General features: G+C 66.1%; 19 protein-coding genes. 9 read left to right on the forward strand and 10 right to left on the reverse strand.

Annotation, left to right across the window (positions count from 1 at the left end; genetic code table 11):
• Positions 1–27: 27 nt before the first annotated feature.
• Both G6N57_RS01280 and G6N57_RS01285 read left to right on the forward strand, forming a co-directional pair.
• Positions 28–843 carry a carbon-nitrogen hydrolase family protein gene (locus tag G6N57_RS01280; RefSeq protein ID WP_077742499.1) on the forward strand — a complete coding sequence of 272 codons (816 nt, stop codon included), beginning with the start codon at positions 28–30 and terminating at the stop codon, positions 841–843.
• Positions 840–1,736, forward strand: coding sequence for an LmeA family phospholipid-binding protein (locus G6N57_RS01285; protein ID WP_077742500.1), 897 nt, complete (start codon positions 840–842; stop codon positions 1,734–1,736). Before G6N57_RS01280 ends, G6N57_RS01285 begins: the two co-directional genes overlap by 4 nt.
• Positions 1,737–1,753: 17 nt before the next feature.
• Here G6N57_RS01285 and deoC read toward each other — a convergent pair whose 3' ends face one another.
• The 6 genes from deoC to G6N57_RS01315 form a co-directional block, all read right to left on the reverse strand.
• Positions 1,754–2,434 (reverse strand): deoxyribose-phosphate aldolase, encoded by a 681-nt coding sequence (gene deoC / locus G6N57_RS01290; protein ID WP_077742501.1) that lies wholly within the window; start codon positions 2,432–2,434, stop codon positions 1,754–1,756.
• On the reverse strand, positions 2,434–2,844 hold the full coding sequence (locus G6N57_RS01295) for a DUF2599 domain-containing protein (protein ID WP_077742502.1): 411 nt from the start codon (positions 2,842–2,844) through the stop codon (positions 2,434–2,436). Before G6N57_RS01295 ends, deoC begins: the two co-directional genes overlap by 1 nt.
• Positions 2,845–2,848: 4 nt before the next feature.
• Entirely contained in the window at positions 2,849–3,133 is a 285-nt protein-coding gene (locus tag G6N57_RS01300) for a DUF2516 family protein (protein WP_036442052.1), read from the reverse strand.
• Positions 3,134–3,206: 73 nt separating this feature from the next.
• Positions 3,207–3,845, reverse strand: coding sequence for a heparin-binding hemagglutinin (locus G6N57_RS01305; RefSeq protein WP_075921973.1), 639 nt, complete (start codon positions 3,843–3,845; stop codon positions 3,207–3,209).
• A gap of 62 nt (positions 3,846–3,907) precedes the next feature.
• On the reverse strand, positions 3,908–4,303 hold the full coding sequence (locus tag G6N57_RS01310) for a helix-turn-helix domain-containing protein (RefSeq protein WP_044515636.1): 396 nt from the start codon (positions 4,301–4,303) through the stop codon (positions 3,908–3,910).
• Positions 4,304–4,393: 90 nt separating this feature from the next.
• A complete protein-coding gene (locus tag G6N57_RS01315; RefSeq protein ID WP_077742503.1) occupies positions 4,394–5,722 on the reverse strand; it encodes a DUF445 domain-containing protein in 1,329 nt (442 codons plus the stop codon).
• Positions 5,723–5,828: 106 nt separating this feature from the next.
• Here G6N57_RS01315 and G6N57_RS01320 point away from each other — a divergent pair, with 106 nt between their 5' ends.
• The 3 genes from G6N57_RS01320 to G6N57_RS01330 all read left to right on the forward strand — a co-directional run bounded on the left by G6N57_RS01320 (position 5,829) and on the right by G6N57_RS01330 (position 8,380).
• On the forward strand, positions 5,829–6,533 hold the full coding sequence (locus G6N57_RS01320; protein WP_077742504.1) for a TetR/AcrR family transcriptional regulator: 705 nt from the start codon (positions 5,829–5,831) through the stop codon (positions 6,531–6,533).
• Positions 6,534–6,537: 4 nt separating this feature from the next.
• The gene (locus tag G6N57_RS01325; protein WP_077742505.1) at positions 6,538–7,404 is read left to right on the forward strand and encodes a polyphosphate kinase 2 family protein; all 867 of its coding nucleotides are present in this window, start codon (positions 6,538–6,540) and stop codon (positions 7,402–7,404) included.
• A gap of 112 nt (positions 7,405–7,516) precedes the next feature.
• Complete coding sequence (locus G6N57_RS01330; protein WP_077742506.1) at positions 7,517–8,380, forward strand: endonuclease domain-containing protein; 864 nt, start codon at positions 7,517–7,519, stop codon at positions 8,378–8,380.
• A 49-nt stretch (positions 8,381–8,429) separates the two neighbouring features.
• Here G6N57_RS01330 and G6N57_RS01335 read toward each other — a convergent pair whose 3' ends face one another.
• From G6N57_RS01335 to G6N57_RS01350, 4 genes are all read right to left on the reverse strand, one after another.
• Positions 8,430–9,305 carry a cyclopropane mycolic acid synthase family methyltransferase gene (locus G6N57_RS01335; RefSeq protein WP_077742507.1) on the reverse strand — a complete coding sequence of 292 codons (876 nt, stop codon included), beginning with the start codon at positions 9,303–9,305 and terminating at the stop codon, positions 8,430–8,432.
• Positions 9,306–9,457: 152 nt separating this feature from the next.
• A complete protein-coding gene (locus G6N57_RS01340) occupies positions 9,458–10,318 on the reverse strand; it encodes a 3-hydroxybutyryl-CoA dehydrogenase (RefSeq protein ID WP_077742508.1) in 861 nt (286 codons plus the stop codon).
• Between the two features lie 84 nt (positions 10,319–10,402).
• Complete coding sequence (gene aceA / locus G6N57_RS01345; protein WP_065509288.1) at positions 10,403–11,689, reverse strand: isocitrate lyase; 1,287 nt, start codon at positions 11,687–11,689, stop codon at positions 10,403–10,405.
• A gap of 263 nt (positions 11,690–11,952) precedes the next feature.
• On the reverse strand, positions 11,953–12,774 hold the full coding sequence (locus G6N57_RS01350) for an acyl-[acyl-carrier-protein] thioesterase (protein ID WP_077742509.1): 822 nt from the start codon (positions 12,772–12,774) through the stop codon (positions 11,953–11,955).
• Between the two features lie 119 nt (positions 12,775–12,893).
• Here G6N57_RS01350 and ramB point away from each other — a divergent pair, with 119 nt between their 5' ends.
• The 4 genes from ramB to G6N57_RS01370 all read left to right on the forward strand — a co-directional run bounded on the left by ramB (position 12,894) and on the right by G6N57_RS01370 (position 16,471).
• Positions 12,894–14,309 (forward strand): acetate metabolism transcriptional regulator RamB, encoded by a 1,416-nt coding sequence (gene ramB, locus G6N57_RS01355; RefSeq protein ID WP_036442067.1) that lies wholly within the window; start codon positions 12,894–12,896, stop codon positions 14,307–14,309.
• A 118-nt stretch (positions 14,310–14,427) separates the two neighbouring features.
• Complete coding sequence (locus G6N57_RS01360; protein WP_174814442.1) at positions 14,428–15,045, forward strand: TetR/AcrR family transcriptional regulator; 618 nt, start codon at positions 14,428–14,430, stop codon at positions 15,043–15,045.
• Entirely contained in the window at positions 15,042–15,842 is an 801-nt protein-coding gene (locus tag G6N57_RS01365; RefSeq protein WP_077742510.1) for an NAD(P)H-dependent oxidoreductase, read from the forward strand. Before G6N57_RS01360 ends, G6N57_RS01365 begins: the two co-directional genes overlap by 4 nt.
• Positions 15,843–15,919: 77 nt before the next feature.
• Positions 15,920–16,471: a carboxymuconolactone decarboxylase family protein gene (locus G6N57_RS01370; protein WP_065515517.1), complete on the forward strand. Its 552-nt coding sequence runs from the start codon at positions 15,920–15,922 to the stop codon at positions 16,469–16,471.
• Positions 16,472–16,527: the final 56 nt, after the last annotated feature.

The following is a 16,527-nucleotide window of genomic DNA, read 5'->3' on the forward strand; positions in this document are numbered from 1 at the left end:
CCCTGTGGCGCCACTAAGCTGAACCGCATGCGAATTGCCCTGGCGCAGATCGCCACCGGCACGGACCCCTCGTCGAACCTGCGACTGGTCGATGAGTTCACCCGGCGCGCCGCCGATGACGGCGCCCGGTTGGTGTTGTTCCCCGAGGCCACGATGTGCCGGTTCGGCGTTCCGCTGGCCCCGGTCGCCGAGGGCCTGGACGGGCCATGGGCGACGGCGGTGCGGGAGATCGCCGCACGCGCCGGGGTCGTGGTGGTGGCCGGGATGTTCGTCCCCGCCGAGGACGGGCGGGTCACCAACACCCTGATCGCGACGGGCCCCGGCGTCGACGCGCACTACCACAAGATCCACCTGTACGACGCCTTCGGATTCACCGAATCACGCACTGTGGCACCGGGTTTCGAGCCTGCGACGATCGCTGTCGACGATGTCACCGTCGGCCTGACCACCTGCTACGACATCCGGTTCCCCGAGCTGTACGTGGAGCTGGCCCGTCGCGGCGCCCAGCTGATCACCGTGCACGCCTCATGGGGTTCGGGGCCAGGCAAGCTCGAGCAGTGGACCCTGCTGGCCCGCGCCCGCGCGCTGGACACCACCGGCTTCATCGCCGCGGTGGACCAGGCCTACCCGGGCGACGAGATCGCCAAGGTCGGGCCCACGGGCGTCGGCGGCAGCCTGGTGGCCTCCCCCACCGGCGAGGTTCTCGCTTCGGCCGGCACCGAGGAGCAGTTGCTGGTCTTCGACGTCGACCTCGATGCCGCCAACCAGGTCCGGGACACCATCGCGGTGCTGCAGAACCGCTCACAGTTCGCTCAGTTGGGTAAGGCACAATCGCTGGGGTGACCGATCCCTGGGCTCGCCCAACCGACCAGTCCCCGCCGTCGCCTACGCAGGAGCTGCCTCCGCAGCCTCCGGCGCCCGATCAGCCGGTTCAGCCTGGTCAGGTCGAACAGCCCACGCCGCAGCCGCAGGACACCTCGGCCCTGGCGAAGGTCAAGAAGCTGTTCTCGGACCCGCTGTCGGTGGTGCTGGTCGTCGTCATCGTGGTCGCCCTGGTCGCCGCCGGCGTCCTCGGCGGCGAGCTGTACGCGCGCAGCCGTGCCGACAAGATCGTCGCCTCGATCGTGGAATGCATCGTGCAGGACGGCGCCAAGGCGTCGTTCGACCCGCTGCCGCCGTTCCTGATGCAGCACGTGAGCGGGCACTACACCAACATCAACATCGAGACCGCCGGTAACCAGATCCGCGATGCCAAGGGCATGAAGGTGAAGCTGGGCATCGAAGATGTCCGGATCAAGGAAACCGCCGACGCGAGCGGCACCGTGGGCTCGCTGGTCGCCGACATCTCGTGGAGCACCGACGGCATCCGTCAGACCGTGGCCGACATGGTGCAGCTGCCGTTCATCGGCTCGGCCATCTCCGATGTGAAGACCAATCCGTCCAACGGGACGATCGAACTGAAGGGCCTGCTCGGCACCATCACCGCCAAGCCGACGGTGGTCAACAAGGGCATCTCGATGCAGATCGTCGATCTAAGTGCGATCGGCCTGTCCTGGCCGCGGGAGACCCTGCAGCCGATCCTGGACAAATTCACCGCCCAGCTCACCGAGAATTACCCGATGGGCATCCACGCCGACAGCGTGCAGGTCACCGACAGCGGTGTGGTGGCGAAGTTCTCCACCCAGAACGCCACGATGCCCAAGGCTCAAGAGGACCCCTGCTTCGCCAAGCTCTGAGTCCTTCCCGCCGCCTTTCAGGCGGTGAAGCCGTCGAGCACCGCCCGGGTGCCCGAAAGGCCGAGCCGGGTAGCCCCGGCGTCGAGCATGGCCGTGGCCGCCTCGGCGGTACGGATACCGCCGCTGGCCTTGACCCCGACACCATCACCGGCGGCCTGCGCCATCAGTTCGACGGCGCGGACGGAAGCGCCGCCGCTGGGGTGAAACCCGGTGGAGGTCTTGACGAAGTCGGCCCCGGCGCCGACGGCGGCGCGGCACACGTCCTGCAGTAACGCCTCGCCCGCGAATTCCAGCAGCGCCGCGGACTCGACGATGACCTTGAGGGCGGCGCCGGGGATCGCGGCGCGGACCGCGGCCACCTCGGCCGCCGTCGCGTCCAGATCGCCGCTCAGGGCGAGCCCGATGTCGATCACCATGTCGATCTCGGCGGCGCCTGCGGCCACCGCCAGCTGCGACTCACGGGCCTTGATCTCGGCCAGGTGCTTGCCCGACGGGAAGCCCGACACCGCGGCAACCGCAAGGCTCGACGGGGCGACCCCGGCCGCGGTCGACACCAGCGACGGCGACACGCACACCGAGAACACCCCGAGGTCGACGGCCTCGGCGACCAGTTTCTCGATGTTGGCCGCGGTGGCCTCGGGCTTGAGCAGGGTGTGATCGACCAGGGCTGCCACCTGGGCACGGGTGTAGCTGCCCATCAGAACGGTTCCTCGCTGCCGCCGGGATTGCAGCCGCTGGCCAGCATCACCTCGGGCGTGACCTCCGGGCGCCACGGCTCCAGATTCCAGCTGGTCTTGCCGGGCTCGGCGAGTTCGGCGAACGTCCAGTGGCACAGGAACTGCTCACGCATCCCGGGCAGGTCGGCATCCGGGGACAGGGCAAGAACCTCGGCCCAGGCCTGATCGGCCTGGACCGTGCTGCCGGGCTGCCGGGTGAGGGCGCGGGCCGTGTCGGTGGGATACACCCGCAGGCTCGACAGGTCGCCCCATTTGGCCCATTCGACGTGGTCGACGTAGACGTGGTCGTCGGCGGCCGAGGTGGCGGCGAACGTCAGTGCCGCGCCCAGCGCCAGGCAGGCCGCACCGAACGCGGCCAGTGGTGAACGCATCGGGTCAGTGCGACTTTCCCTGGATTTCCAGCAGTTTGGGGCGCACATCGACGAGGTAGACGCCTGCGGCGCAGGCCGCGATGACGGGGATGAACACGCCACCCACCAGCAGCGTCAGCACCGCGCTCACACCGAGGATGGCCAGCCAGACCGGCTTGGTGAGCTTGCCGGTGGCCGTATAGGCGTCCGGACGCTGCAGGGCCGCATGCACGAAGGCGTAGACGCCAACGAGAACGACCAGGTAACCGAGTACCGAAATAATGACGCCCGCAAGGTTGGCAAGTTGCACCTCACCAGCCTATGCGGGCGTCATCGTCAGCGTCGACCGACGGGGCTCAGGGCCCCGCCGGTCCACACCGGAATTACTTCTGGGTGACCTTCTTGGCCGGGGCGGCCGTGGTCTTCTTGGCGGCCGGAGCAGCCTTCTTGGCGGCAGGCGCGGGCGCGGCCTTCTTGGCCGGGGCCTTCTTGGCGGGAGCGGCGGCGGCCGGCTCGGCAGCCTTCTCGGCCTTCTTCGGCAGCTCGACGCCGACCAGCTTGGCGGCGCGCTCGCCGACCGCGCGGGTCTGCGAGGCGACGGTGCCCAGCGCGTCCTGGGTCAGCTCGGTGACCTGGTCGGTGTAGCCCTCGACCCGGCTGGCGGCTTCCTCGATGGCCGGCTGGTTGCGCAGGCGCTCCAGCGCGGCCTCGCCGCGCTCGACCAGCTTGTTGTAGGTCGCGGTGGCCTGATCGGCGTAGCCCTCGGCGGCCTTGCGCAGCTCCTCGGAGGTGAACTTGTCGCGCAGCTCGTCGAACTGGGCAGGCAGGTCTTCCTGCAGCTTGGTCAGGCGGGCGCGGCCTTCTTCGACGCGGGCCTCGGCATCGGTGCGCGCGCCCTCGGCACGCTCACGCAGGCTGGCGACGATCTCGTTGACCGTGGCCAGGGCCAGGTCGGCAGCGCCGACGGCGGCCAGCAGCGGGGCCTTGAGGTCTTCGATGGTGGGCTGAGTCTTCTCGGTCATGCGAGTTCCTTTCTCTCAGATGGGCTTTTCGTGCGAGTGGTTATCGGGTAGCTGGTGAGGTGTCAATCAGTTGTCGGCTCCTCACCTGCTTCGGCTTCGTTCTGCTGCCGAAACGATGTGTAGATGTCGAGCAGCACCTGCTTCTGCCGCTCGGTGATCCCCACGTCGTTGACGATGGCGTCGCGGACCTCGCTGGGCTCGCTGGGTTCGAGGATCCCGGCGCGCACATAGAGGACTTCCGCGGACACCCGCAGTGCCTTCGCGATCTGGTTGAGCACGTCGGCGGAGGGTTTCCGCAATCCCCGTTCGATCTGGCTCAAGTAGGGATTGCTGACGCCGGCCTTCTCGGCCAACTGCCGTACCGATACCTGCGCCGCCTCACGCTGGGCCCGGATGAAGCTTCCGATGTCCTGCGCAGCGTTGGAGACGACCGCCGCGAGATTTTCGTCTTGCGCCATGTCCTTCCCCCTCGTAGGCCGTGTATCCGTTAACGACAAAAATCACGCTACGACGGGGTGCTAACTTTTGCAAGCACTAGTTAGCGCAGGTCAGAAGAGTAGTTGGGCTATCGAATAGATGATCAGGCCCGCCAACGAACCCACCACGGTGCCGTTGATCCGGATGAACTGCAGGTCACGACCCACATGGAGCTCGATCCGGCGGCTCGCCTCGTCCGCATCCCAGCGTTCGATGGTCTCGGTGATGATCGCTGTGATCTCGGTCCCATACTCCGCGACCAGGTGTTTTGCGCCCCGGATGATCCAGCTGTCCACCTTGTCGCGTAGCTCGGCGTCGTCGCGCAACGACTCACCGATCCGCATCACCGAGTCGGCGATCCGGGTCCGCAGCGCCGAGGACGGATCGTCCACCGACTCCAGGATGATCCGCTTGGCGGCCGCCCACGCCGTCTCCGCCGCGCGCGCCACCTCGTCGCGACCCATGATCTGGTCTTTGACGTTCTCGGCACGCTGAATCGTCGCCTCGTCGTGTTGCAGGTCGTCGGCGAACTCGAACAGGAACCGGGTGGCCGAGCGCCGCAGCTCATGGTCGGGGTTACGGCGCACCTTGTCCGTGAAATCCATCAACTCCCGGTGGATTCGGTCCCCGACCAGGTGGTCCACCCAGCGGGGCGACCAGGTCGGCGAATCCCGCTCGATGACGCGCTCGATCACCTCACCGGAGTTCAGCGACCACTGGAACGCCCGGTCGCACAGCAGCTGGATCAAGGCTTCCTGACGCCCCTCCTGCAGCAGGGTGGACAGCACCCGGCCGATGGGCGGCCCCCACTTGGGTTCGGCGATGCGCTTGACGATCATCCGGTCCAGCACGTGCTGAACGTCCTCGTCGCGCAGCATCTCCACCCCGACCCGGAGCACGGTCGACGCCTCCGCGGCCACCCGCTCGGCGTGCGAACGGTCGCACAGCCATTTCCCGAACCGGCCGGCCACCTGGGCGTCCTGCAGCTTGGTCGCGATCACCTCGGGGGACATGAAGTTCTCCCGGACGAACGTGCCCAGGCCCTCCCCCAACTGGTCCTTCTTGCGCTTGATGATGGCCGTGTGCGGGATGGGCAGCCCGAGCGGATGCTTGAACAGCGCGGTGACGGCAAACCAGTCGGCCAGCGCGCCGACCATGCCTGCCTCGGCCGCGGCCCGCACATACCCGACCCAGCCGGCGGCACCCCACGACTGTGCCCAGGTACAGAACAGGAAGATCACCGTGGCGCCGACCAGGAAGCTCAGCGCCACCAGCTTCATCCTCCGCAAACCCCGGAGGCGTTCGGCATCCGCGGCGCTGTCCGCCCCGGCCAGTGTCTCGGCAAAACTTGGCCGCGGACCCGCCAGCGCGCGGACTCCTTCGTCGGATCGATGTGCCACCTTTCCATCTTGCGCTATCGCAGCGACTGACGGTCTGACCCACGGACCGGTATCCGCAGATTCGCCGTAGTATCAAGTGGAACTAGGGAATGGGACTACTGCGACTGTGGCACAGCAGACTCCGCCGGTGACGGTGAAGACCGATGGACGCAAGCGGCGCTGGCACCAGCACAAGGTGGAGCGACGCAATGAGCTGGTCGACGGCACCCTGGAAGCGATTCGACGCCAGGGCAGCAACGTCAGCATGGACGAGATCGCCGCCGAGATCGGCGTGTCGAAGACCGTGCTGTACCGCTACTTCGTCGACAAGAACGACCTCACCACCGCGGTGATGATGCGGTTCGCCCAGACCACCCTGATCCCGAACATGGCCGCCGCCTTGTCCTCCAACCTCGACGGGTTCGCACTGACCCGGGAGATCATCAAGGTGTACGTGGAAACCGTTGCGGCCGAGCCCGAGATCTATCCCTTCGTGATGGCGAACAACTCGGCCAGCAAGAGCAAAGCCGTGGCCGATTCCGAACAGATCATCGCCCGCATGCTCGCCGTCATGCTGCGCCGCCGGATGGCCGCTGTCGGCATGGACACCCGGGGCGCGGAAGCCTGGGCGTTTCACACCGTCGGCGGCGTCCAGCTGGCCACCCACTCGTGGATGTCGAACCCCCGGATGACCGCCGACGAGCTGATCGACTACCTGACCATGCTGTCGTGGAACGCGCTGTGCGGCATCGTGGAGGTCGGCGGCTCGCTGGAAAAGTTCAACTCACTGCCGCACCCGTCACCGGTTTTGCCTCCGCAGCTGCTTGACTGAGCGGGTGAGCGACAGAGATCTGCCTGCCCTGTGGACCCACGAACCACACGACCAGCTGGCCTTCCGCCCGGGCGACGAGGTCGCGCGAATCGACACCAACGGCACGCCGGGATTCCGCGGCAACAAGAGCGACGCACCGACCCTGCAGACCGAACGGAATCTGCGGCTCGCGTCGCTGCAGGAAATGCTCTACGCCCGCAGCAAGAGTGGTGACGACAACCGTTCGGTGCTGCTGATCCTGCAGGGCATGGACACCGCGGGCAAGGGCGGAATCGTCAAACATGTTGTGGGAGCAGCGAATCCGCAAGGCATCCGGTACACCAGCTTCGGCAAGCCGACCGAGGAGGAGCGCGCCCACCACTACCTGTGGCGGATCCGCAACGCGCTGCCGCCTGCCGGGCACATCGGGGTGTTCGACCGCTCGCACTACGAGGACGTGCTGATCGTCCGCGTGCACAACCTGGTGCCGCCGGACGTCTGGGGCGCCCGCTACGACGAGATCAACGCCTTCGAACGCGAATTGGTCGACGCAGGCACCACCCTGGTGAAGGTGGCCATGTTCGTCTCGCTCGCCGAGCAGAAGGCGCGTCTGGCCGAACGGCTGGAGCGGCCCGACAAGTACTGGAAGTACAACCCGGCCGACATCGACGAGCGGCTGCTGTGGCCCAAGTACCAGGAGGCCTACCAGGCCATGCTGGAGAAGACGTCGACCGACTACGCGCCCTGGCACATCGTGCCCAGCGACAAGAAGTGGTACAGCCGGCTGGCCATCACCGAGCTACTCATCGAGGCGCTCAAAGGCCTCAACATGGCCTGGCCGCCACCGGACTTCGACGTCGAGGCCGAGAAGAAGCGGTTGGCCGACGCCTAGCCATTCCCGCCGAGACGACGGTTTATGGCGCGATTCGCGCGATTTCACGCCATAAACCGTCGTCTGGGCGCTGGGGGGAACCAGATGTCGGGCCGCCGCGTCGAATATCGGTGTGGGAGATATCGTCGTGGCGACCGAAGCACTGGGCGCCGGCACCATCACTCGCCATGCTCTGCGGACGCGATATCGCAAGCTCCATCAAAATATCTACATACCAAGGGATTTCACCCTCGACGCGCGTACCCGAGCCCGCGCCGCCTGGCTCTGGTCCCGACGCTCCGCCACATTGTCCGGGTACTCGGCGGCGGCAGTGCTGGGCAGCAAGTGGCTGCCTGATGACGCGCCGGCCGAGCTGGCCCGGATCCGCCACCCGGCCCCGCCCGGGATCCTGATCCACACCGGCGCGATCGCCGATGACGAACTCGCCGTCGTGGGCGGCATGACCTGCACAAGCGTCACCCGCACCTGTTACGACATCGGGCGACGCCAACGGCTCGACACCGCGATCATCCGGATCGATGCGCTACTCAACGTCACGCATGTAAGCGTGGAACGGGTGGCCGGCCTCACCGACCGTTATCCGGGCGCCCGCGGCATCCGTCGACTACGCAGGGCACTCGAGCTTGCCGACGCAGGAGCCGAATCCCCGCAAGAGACGCGACTGCGACTGCTGCTCGTCCGTGGCGGACTCCCCCGGCCGGTCACCCAGATCCCGGTGGCCGACGAGTGGGGACGGGTACAGCGGCGGATCGACATGGGATGGCCGGAATGGATGGTCGGTGTCGAGTATGACGGCGACCAGCACTGGTCGACTCCGGAGGACCACGAGAACGACATTGTCAGGCTGGAATTCCTGGCGTCCAGAGGGTGGACGATCGTGCGGGTCAGTGCCCGTCAGCTGCGGTACAAGCAGCCTGAGATCTTGGCTCGTGTCAGGAGCGCGCTAGAACAAAAACGCCGAGACTACGGTTTCTGACGCGAAATCGACCATATCGCGCCAGAAACCGTCGTCTCGGCGACAGAGCCTATTTGACCAGCGTGAACTGGCCGATGTTGGTGATGCCGCGACGGAAGAAGTCGGCGCAACCGGTCAGGTACTTCATGAACCGGTCGTAGACCTCCTGGCCCTGAAGGGCGATGGCCTCGTCCTTCTTGGCCTCCAGGTTGGCGGCCCACATGTCCAGCGTGCGCGCGTAGTGCGGCCGCAGCAGGTGAGTGCGCTGCAGGTCGAAGCCTGAATCGGCAGCCAGCTTCTCGATGTCCTCGACCGCCGGAAGCTGCCCACCGGGGAAGATCTCCTCACCGATGAACTTCATGAACTTCAGGTCGCTGATCGTCAGCTTGATGTTGTTCTCACGGAAGAACTGCTGGGTGTGCGCCAGGATCGTGTGCAGCAGCATCCGGCCGCCGTTGTCCGGCAGGATGCTGTAGGCCCGCTCGAAGAAGATCGGGTAGCGCTCCTGCTTGAACGCCTCGAACGCACCGATCGAGACGATGCGGTCGACGGGCTCGTTGAACTCTTCCCAACCCTGCAGCCGGATCTCGACGTTGCGGTTGGTGTCGATCTTGGCCAGCCGCTTACGCGCGTAGTCGGACTGCTCCTTGCTCAACGTGATACCGATGACGTTCACGTCGTGGTTGATCAGCGCGCGTTCCAGGCAGCCGCCCCACCCGCAGCCGATGTCGAGCAGCGTCATACCCGGCTTGAGGTCCAGCTTGCCCAGCGCCAGGTCGAACTTGGCGTTCTGCGACTCCTCGAGGTTCATGTCCTCGCGCTCGTAGTAACCGCAGGTGTAACCCATGGTCGGCCCGAGGAAGAGTGCGTAGAACTCATTCGAGATGTCGTAGATCGACTGCGACTCCTCGTAGTACGGAGCAAGATCGGACTCGACATTAGACATGCGAAAAATTACCTCTTTGCGTTTTCTGCTGCTGACGACCGACGGGGTTGGGCCGACGCGTGATTATTCACGCAGACTCTATAGAGCGAGCCAGCAGGCCCTACTGTGGGTAGACTAGCTAAGCCTCGGCCATAGTGCCAGCGCGGGTCGATTCAGTACTTGTAGAAGCCCTGACCCGATTTTTTGCCGAGCTGCCCCGCCTCCACCATGCGCAAAAGCAGCGGCGGTGCGGCGTACAAAGGCTCCTTGAACTCGTCAAACATCTTGTCGGCGATGAGCTTCAAGGTGTCGAGGCCGACCAGGTCCGACAACCGCAGCGGCCCCATCGGGTGGGACAAACCGGCCACTACCGCCTTGTCGACATCGTCAATTGTGGCAAAGCCACCTTCGACCATTCGGACCGCCGCAAGGAGGTAGGGGACCAGCAACGCGTTGACCACGAAACCGGACCGGTCAGAACAACGGACAACCTGTTTTCCGAGAACCGTGCTGGCGAATTCCTCGACGCGCGCGGCGGCGGCCTCGTCGGTGGTCAGCGCGGTGATCAATTCGACCAGCGGCAACACCGGAACCGGGTTGAAGAAGTGCAGACCGAGAACCCTGGCAGGATTCTGGGTAGCTGCTGCGAGTTTCATGATCGGGATGCTGGAGGTGTTCGACGCCAGCACCGCATCGGGGTCGGTGACGATGCGATCCAGATCGGCGAAGATCTTGGTCTTGACGGCCTCGTCCTCGATCACGGCCTCGATGACCAGCTGCCGATCGGCGAGGTCGTCGAGCGTCGTGGTGAACTTCAGCTTGCCCAGCGCGGCGTCCTTCTCCCCCTCGGTGATCTTGCCCGCGCTGACTCCGCGCTCCAACGATTTGGTGATCCGGTTGCGTCCGGCGGTCACGAAGGCGTCGGCGGTGTCGAACACCAGCACGTCCACGCCCGCGCGCGCGGACACCTCGGCGATCCCGCCACCCATCTGCCCGGCACCGATCACACCTACACGTTCAATTTGATTGCTCACGACTTCACTTTCTCAATACGCGGACATGCGACAGGCCCCGCCCAAGAATTCTGAGCGGGGCCTGCTGCTGTCAAGCCACGGGATTTAGTGGAACTGTCCCTCTTCGGTGGAACCGGCCAGCGCGGTGGTCGAGCTGTTCGGGTCAACCGTGGTGGCGATCCGGTCGAAGTAGCCGGCGCCGACCTCGCGCTGGTGCTTGGTGGCGGTGTAACCGCGCTCCTCGGCGGCGAACTCGCGCTCCTGCAGCTCGACGTAGGCCTTCATCTGCTCGCGGGCGTAGCCGTGGGCCAGGTCGAACATCGAGTAGTTGAGGGCGTGGAAGCCGGCCAGCGTGATGAACTGGAACTTGAAGCCCATCGCGCCCAGCTCGCGCTGGAACTTGGCGATGGTGTCGTCGTCCAGGTGCTGCTTCCAGTTGAAGGACGGCGAGCAGTTGTAGGACAGCATCTGGTCCGGGAACTCGGCCTTGACGCCCTCGGCGAACTTCTTGGCCAGCTCGAGGTCCGGGGTGCCGGTCTCCATCCAGATCAGGTCGGCGTAGGGCGCGTAGGCCTTGGCGCGGGCGATGCAGGGCTCCAGGCCGTTCTGCACCCGGTAGAAGCCTTCGTTGGTGCGCTCACCGGTGATGAACGGGCGGTCACGCTCGTCGACATCGGAGGTGATCAGGGTGGCGGCCTCGGCATCGGTGCGGGCGATGACCAGGGTCGGCACGTCGGCGACGTCGGCAGCCAGACGGGCCGAGGTCAGGGTGCGGATGTGCTGCTGGGTCGGGATCAGCACCTTGCCACCGAGGTGGCCGCACTTCTTCTCCGAGGCGAGCTGGTCTTCCCAGTGCGAACCGGCGACACCGGCGGCGATCATGGCCTTCTGGAGCTCGTAGACGTTGAGCGCACCACCGAAGCCGGCCTCACCGTCGGCGACGATCGGGGCGAGCCAGTTCTCGACCGAGGTGTCGCCCTCGACCTTGGCGATCTGGTCGGCGCGCAGCAGCGCGTTGTTGATGCGGCGGACGACCTGCGGCACCGAGTTGGCCGGGTAGAGGCTCTGGTCGGGGTAGGTGTGGCCGGACAGGTTGGCGTCACCGGCGACCTGCCAGCCGGACAGGTAGATGGCCTTCAGGCCGGCGCGGACCTGCTGCACGGCCTGGTTACCGGTCAGCGCGCCCAGCGCGTTGACGAAGTCCATGTCGTGGAGCTGCTCCCACAGCACCTCGGCGCCGCGGCGGGCGAGGGTGTTCTCCTCGACGACGGAGCCCTGCAGGGCAACCACGTCGGCCGGAGTGTAGGTACGGGTGATGCCCTTCCAGCGGGGGTTGTGATCCCAGTCGTGCTGGATCTGCTCCGGTGACTTGGGGGTGCCCACGGTCGACATAGGACTGCTCCTTCGGGTTGTTTAGACCGCTGCGCCGAGCCTCGTTACTTGCTAACGCCGCAGCAGCTTCACTGGTGTGCTAATCCGAAGATGGCACAACCCATATCCGCAGGTCCACCCGTTTCAGTTGCCAAGTTTCGCCAAACCGCTTAGTTAACTTGCAAAGCTTGCGAAGAAATATGATGGCTGTACCGGTTCAGAAGCTACTCATGAGTAGCCCAAAGGTGCAGGTCAGTACGCTCGTACTGTTAAACCGGGAGGGGTCAGAGCGAGAACAGTGAAGCGATCGCTTTTGTCTCGTCGCCGACGGCATATGTGAGCGTTCTAACAGTGCGGTCGGAGAGCTCTTCGCCGAATTTGTCGGTCGATCCGGCCGGGTGAACATGCGACAGGATCTCGAGCTTCTCGCCGAGCGCCACCGCGGCGTCGTGCTCGATGGTCACCCGCAGCGGCTTCTCCAGCAGCTCGGGATGCGAGTACAGGTAATCCTCGATCACCGTCCAGTAGACCGAGTTGTTCATGTGGTCGAACAGGTCGATGTCGGACACCCGCACCGGGTACTCGCGGATCTCGGCGGCGTCGTCACGGCTGCCTGCCTTGAGGTAGGACTTCCAGCGCAGCCGGGCCTCGTCGGTGGTGCGGCGCAGGCCGGACAGGAAGTCGTCGGAGATCCGGGCCGGCCCCTGCGTCTCGCGGTTGATGTTGATCCAGAACGCCTCGGACTCCATCAGGCCGCCCTTGCGGCCGTCGATGCGCACCCGCATCTCGCACCACCGGTTCGACGTTCCCGAACACCACCGGCGCATCCGCAGCATGTCCTGGAACTCGATCGGCCTGATCAGATCGATCATCGTGCGCCGCACGATCCACAACGGATGGGTCTCCTCGAAGCCGAGTTCGCGGAGGTGATCGGAGCCGATGTCCTGGATGTGGCGGGCGGCGGCGTCGAAGCGCAGCCGGCCCACCCGGTCGATGTCGCCCACCCGCAGCGGCCATTCCCGGTCGAAGACATCGGGATGCGGATCAGGCACCGGCATCAACACCTTGTTCAGTCCGGTGGTCGAATTCTGCGCGGTTCCCGTCATGATTCATCTCCAGTCGCTGTCGCCTGAGCCGATCATGCCAGGCAGCCCGATCCTGCCAGTAGGGACTGAACTGCCAAGAATGCAAAGACCGTCTTCACAGCCTTGTTAGGCTATTTGACGTGGCAAAAACGTTCGTCGGATCGCGAGTGCGACAACTCCGGAGCGAGCGTGGTCTGAGCCAGGCGGCGCTGGCGCAGATGCTGGAGATCTCCCCCAGTTACCTCAACCAGATCGAGCACGACGTGCGCCCGCTGACTGTGGCGGTGCTGCTGCGCATCACCGAGGTGTTCGGGGTGGACGCGACGTTCTTCGCCTCCCACGACGACACCCGGCTGGTCGCCGAGATGCGCGAGGTGGCGATGGACCGCGACCTCGGGGCCGACATGGACGCCGCCGAGGTCGCCGACATGGTCGCGGCCTATCCGAGCTTCGCCCGGGCGATGGTCAACCTGCACCGCCGGTACCGGCTCACCACCACCCAGCTGGCGGCGGCCACCGAGGACCGGTACTCCGACGGCAGCGGCAGCGGTTCGATCACCATGCCCCACGAGGAAGTGCGCGACTACTTCTACCAACGGCAGAACTATCTGCACGAACTCGACACCGCCGCCGAGGATCTGACCGCCAAGATCCGGATGCACCGCGGTGACCTGGCCGGCGAGCTGGCCAACCGGCTGACGGCCGAGCACGGGGTCCGGATCGTGCGGCGCATCGATCTGGGCGACACCGTGCTGCACCGCTACGACCCGGCGACCAAGACCCTGGAGATGGGCAATCACCTCTCCCGAGGCCAGCAGGTGTTCAAGATGGCCGCCGAGCTCGCCTTCCTGGAATTCGGCGACCTCATCGACAAGATGGTCGACGAGGGCATGTTCACCAGCGACGAATCCCGCACCCTGGCCCGGCTGGGGTTGGCCAACTACTTCGCCGCGGCCACCGTGCTCCCCTACCGCCAGTTCCACGACGTCACCGAGAACTTCCGCTACGACGTGGAGCGGCTGTCGGCGTTCTACTCGGTGAGCTACGAGACCATCGCGCACCGGCTGTCCACCTTGCAGCGCCCGTCGATGCGCGGTGTGCCGTTCTCGTTCGTCCGGGTCGATCGGGCCGGCAACATGTCGAAACGCCAGTCCGCCACCGGCTTTCATTTCTCGTCGTCGGGCGGCACCTGTCCGTTGTGGAACGTCTACGAGACCTTCAGCAATCCGGGCAAGATCGGCGTGCAGATCGCCCAGATGCCCGACGGCCGCAACTACATGTGGGTGGCCCGCACGGTGGAGCGCCGGGCGTCGCGCTACGGGCAGCCCGGCAAGACCTTCGCCATCGGGCTGGGATGCGAACTGCGCCACGCACATCGGCTGGTGTACTCCGAGGGGCTTGACCTCTCCGGCGAGGTGGCCACCCCCATCGGGTCGGGTTGCCGGGTGTGCGAACGCGACAACTGCCCGCAGCGTGCGTTCCCGGCGCTCGGCAAGGCCCTCGACCTCAACGAGCACCGCTCGACGGTGTCGCCGTATCTGGTGCGGGAGCCCTGACAGCACAGCGAAATCCGTGATTCCCGGTTCGGGAATGGATGCCGAGATCCTCCGGTTACCACAGGACGAACCTACTACTAGTAGGTTACTGTTGGTAGGTATCTGACGAGGAGTCCAAATGAGCGACCCACCCGACCCAGCCCCGAAACGACGCCTGTCGAAGCAGGACCGTCACACCCAACTCCTCGACGTGGCACGGGAGTTGATCCGGGAGGCAGGGACGGAAGAGTTCACGCTCGGACGGCTCGCCGAGCGGGCCGGGGTGACCAAGCCCGTGGTCTACGACCACTTCGGCGACAAGGCGGGGGTCCTCACCGAGCTCTATCGCGAGTTCGAGGAACGCCAGCGCGAGATGCTCGACGCCGCGCTTGCCGGCGCCGGGCAAGAGGCGCGAGCCGTGGCGCGCGTCATCGCTGACGCATACATCGACTGCTGTCTCGCACAGGGGCGGGAACTGGCCGACGTGGTCGCCGCACTCGCGGGCTCACCGACCCTGAGCCGGTTGCGTCAGGAGGCCGAGGACACCTATCTCGCCACGTGCCGCGAGGCGCTGGCACCGTTCCCCGGCCGGATAGACGCAACAGGCCTGTCCGCAGTCATCGGGGCCGGCGACGCCCTGGCCCGAGACGCGCTCGCCGACAGGATCAGCCCCGCCACTGCACGCAACACCCTGGCCCGGGTCATCGCGGCCATCGCTACCGACGACCAACACGACGACAAGCAGGTGACTTCATGACGATCACCCATCCCCCGAAGCCTGGCACCGCCCTGTGGCTCTACGCGCACCCCCGCCGCGGCTCACTCAACGAGCATCTTTTCCGGTCAGGAACCGAAGCACTGTCCGCGCGGTACGAGGTGATGACCTCCGACCTGCACGCCCAAGAGTTCGACCCGGTGCTCAGTAACCGCGACCTCGGAGAGCCCACCGACAAGCCGGGAAACATCGTCGAGCTGGCAGGCGAGGCGTACTCCAGGGGCCAGCTGCCTGCCGACGTCCGCGAGGAACAGGCCAAGCTCGCCGCAGCGGAGCTGCTGATCGTTCAGTTCCCACTGTGGTGGTACGGGCCGCCGGCAATCTTGAAAGGCTGGTTCGACCGGGTCCTGACAAACGGGTTCGCCTACGGCGATCTCGATCCCGAACTCGGGGTGCCCCGGCGCTACGGCGACGGCGGCCTGATCGGGCGCAGAGCCCTGATCGTGGTGACCGCGGGAGAGGATGCGCGCTCGATCGGCCCGCGCGGCATCAGCGGTGACCTCGAGTCACTCCTGTTCCCGCTGATCCACGGCACTCTCTGGTACGTCGGAATCGAGACACTGGACCTGCACGTGGTCTACGACGCCGACGGCTTGGATCCGGCCGCCGTCGACCTCGAAGCTCAGCGCCTGCAGGACCGACTGCGGACCATCGATACCGAGCCGGTCCGCCGGTTCCGGCGCTTGCGCGACGGCGACTACCAGGAGACCCGCGCGCTGCGTGGGGACCTTCTCCCGGGCCGCACCGACCTGGGCATCCACCTGGCCGACCATGGATAACCCCCATCGGCTTGGACTCGGGCGCCAACCGGCGGCTGGGCCTTCTGAGCGCCGACACCTGTGCCAGACTCGGCTGGGTGAGTGCACTCGAGCCGGCCCGCATCGCGCCGGGCGGATTCCGTGAGCTGGGCCCGGTCAACTGGGCCATCGCCAAGCTGGGCGCCCGCGCCATCCGCGCGCCGCGCTTCACCTTGATGAACGTGCTGGGCCAGCACAAGCTGCTGTTCCTGGCGTGGCTGCCGTATTCCGGTCTGCTGCTCGGCCCCCTGGGCAAGCTGCCGCGTCAGGACGCGGAGCTCGTCATCCTGCGGGTGGGCCACCTGCGTGATTGCGAATACGAGCTGCAGCAGCACCGCCGGCTGGCCCGCAGCCGCGGTGTCGACGCCGAGACCCAGGCCCGCATCTTCGAGGGTCCCGACGCCGAGGGGCTGACCGACCGGCAGCGGGTGCTGATCACCGCGACCGACGAATTCGTCGTCACCCGGTCGATCTCACCCGAGACCTGGGCCGCGCTCTCGGTGATCTTCACCAAGCAGCAGCTCATCGAATTCTGCATGCTGGCAAGCCAATACGATGGCCTGGCCGCGACGATGACCACGCTGCGGATCCCGCTGGACTTCCCGGACTGACGTCAGGTCGAACGTACCGTGTCCCGCTCCTTGCTGGTCCCGGCGTCAGTCCACTG

Source organism: Mycolicibacterium boenickei, from assembly GCF_010731295.1.
Lineage (GTDB): Bacteria > Actinomycetota > Actinomycetes > Mycobacteriales > Mycobacteriaceae > Mycobacterium > Mycobacterium boenickei.

What these genes read in the sequence shown, in the direction of transcription:
- deoC (WP_077742501.1), bottom strand. Translation starts at nt 2,434, where the DNA reads ATGGGCAGCTACACCCGTGCCCAGGTGGCAGCCCTGGTCGATCACACC.
- G6N57_RS01280 (WP_077742499.1), top strand. Translation starts at nt 28, where the DNA reads ATGCGAATTGCCCTGGCGCAGATCGCCACCGGCACGGACCCCTCGTCG.
- G6N57_RS01350 (WP_077742509.1), bottom strand. Translation starts at nt 12,774, where the DNA reads ATGACGGGAACCGCGCAGAATTCGACCACCGGACTGAACAAGGTGTTG.
- G6N57_RS01365 (WP_077742510.1), top strand. Translation starts at nt 15,042, where the DNA reads ATGACGATCACCCATCCCCCGAAGCCTGGCACCGCCCTGTGGCTCTAC.
- G6N57_RS01310 (WP_044515636.1), bottom strand. Translation starts at nt 4,303, where the DNA reads ATGGCGCAAGACGAAAATCTCGCGGCGGTCGTCTCCAACGCTGCGCAG.
- G6N57_RS01305 (WP_075921973.1), bottom strand. Translation starts at nt 3,845, where the DNA reads ATGACCGAGAAGACTCAGCCCACCATCGAAGACCTCAAGGCCCCGCTG.
- G6N57_RS01335 (WP_077742507.1), bottom strand. Translation starts at nt 9,305, where the DNA reads ATGTCTAATGTCGAGTCCGATCTTGCTCCGTACTACGAGGAGTCGCAG.
- G6N57_RS01360 (WP_174814442.1), top strand. Translation starts at nt 14,428, where the DNA reads ATGAGCGACCCACCCGACCCAGCCCCGAAACGACGCCTGTCGAAGCAG.
- aceA (WP_065509288.1), bottom strand. Translation starts at nt 11,689, where the DNA reads ATGTCGACCGTGGGCACCCCCAAGTCACCGGAGCAGATCCAGCACGAC.
- G6N57_RS01295 (WP_077742502.1), bottom strand. Translation starts at nt 2,844, where the DNA reads ATGCGTTCACCACTGGCCGCGTTCGGTGCGGCCTGCCTGGCGCTGGGC.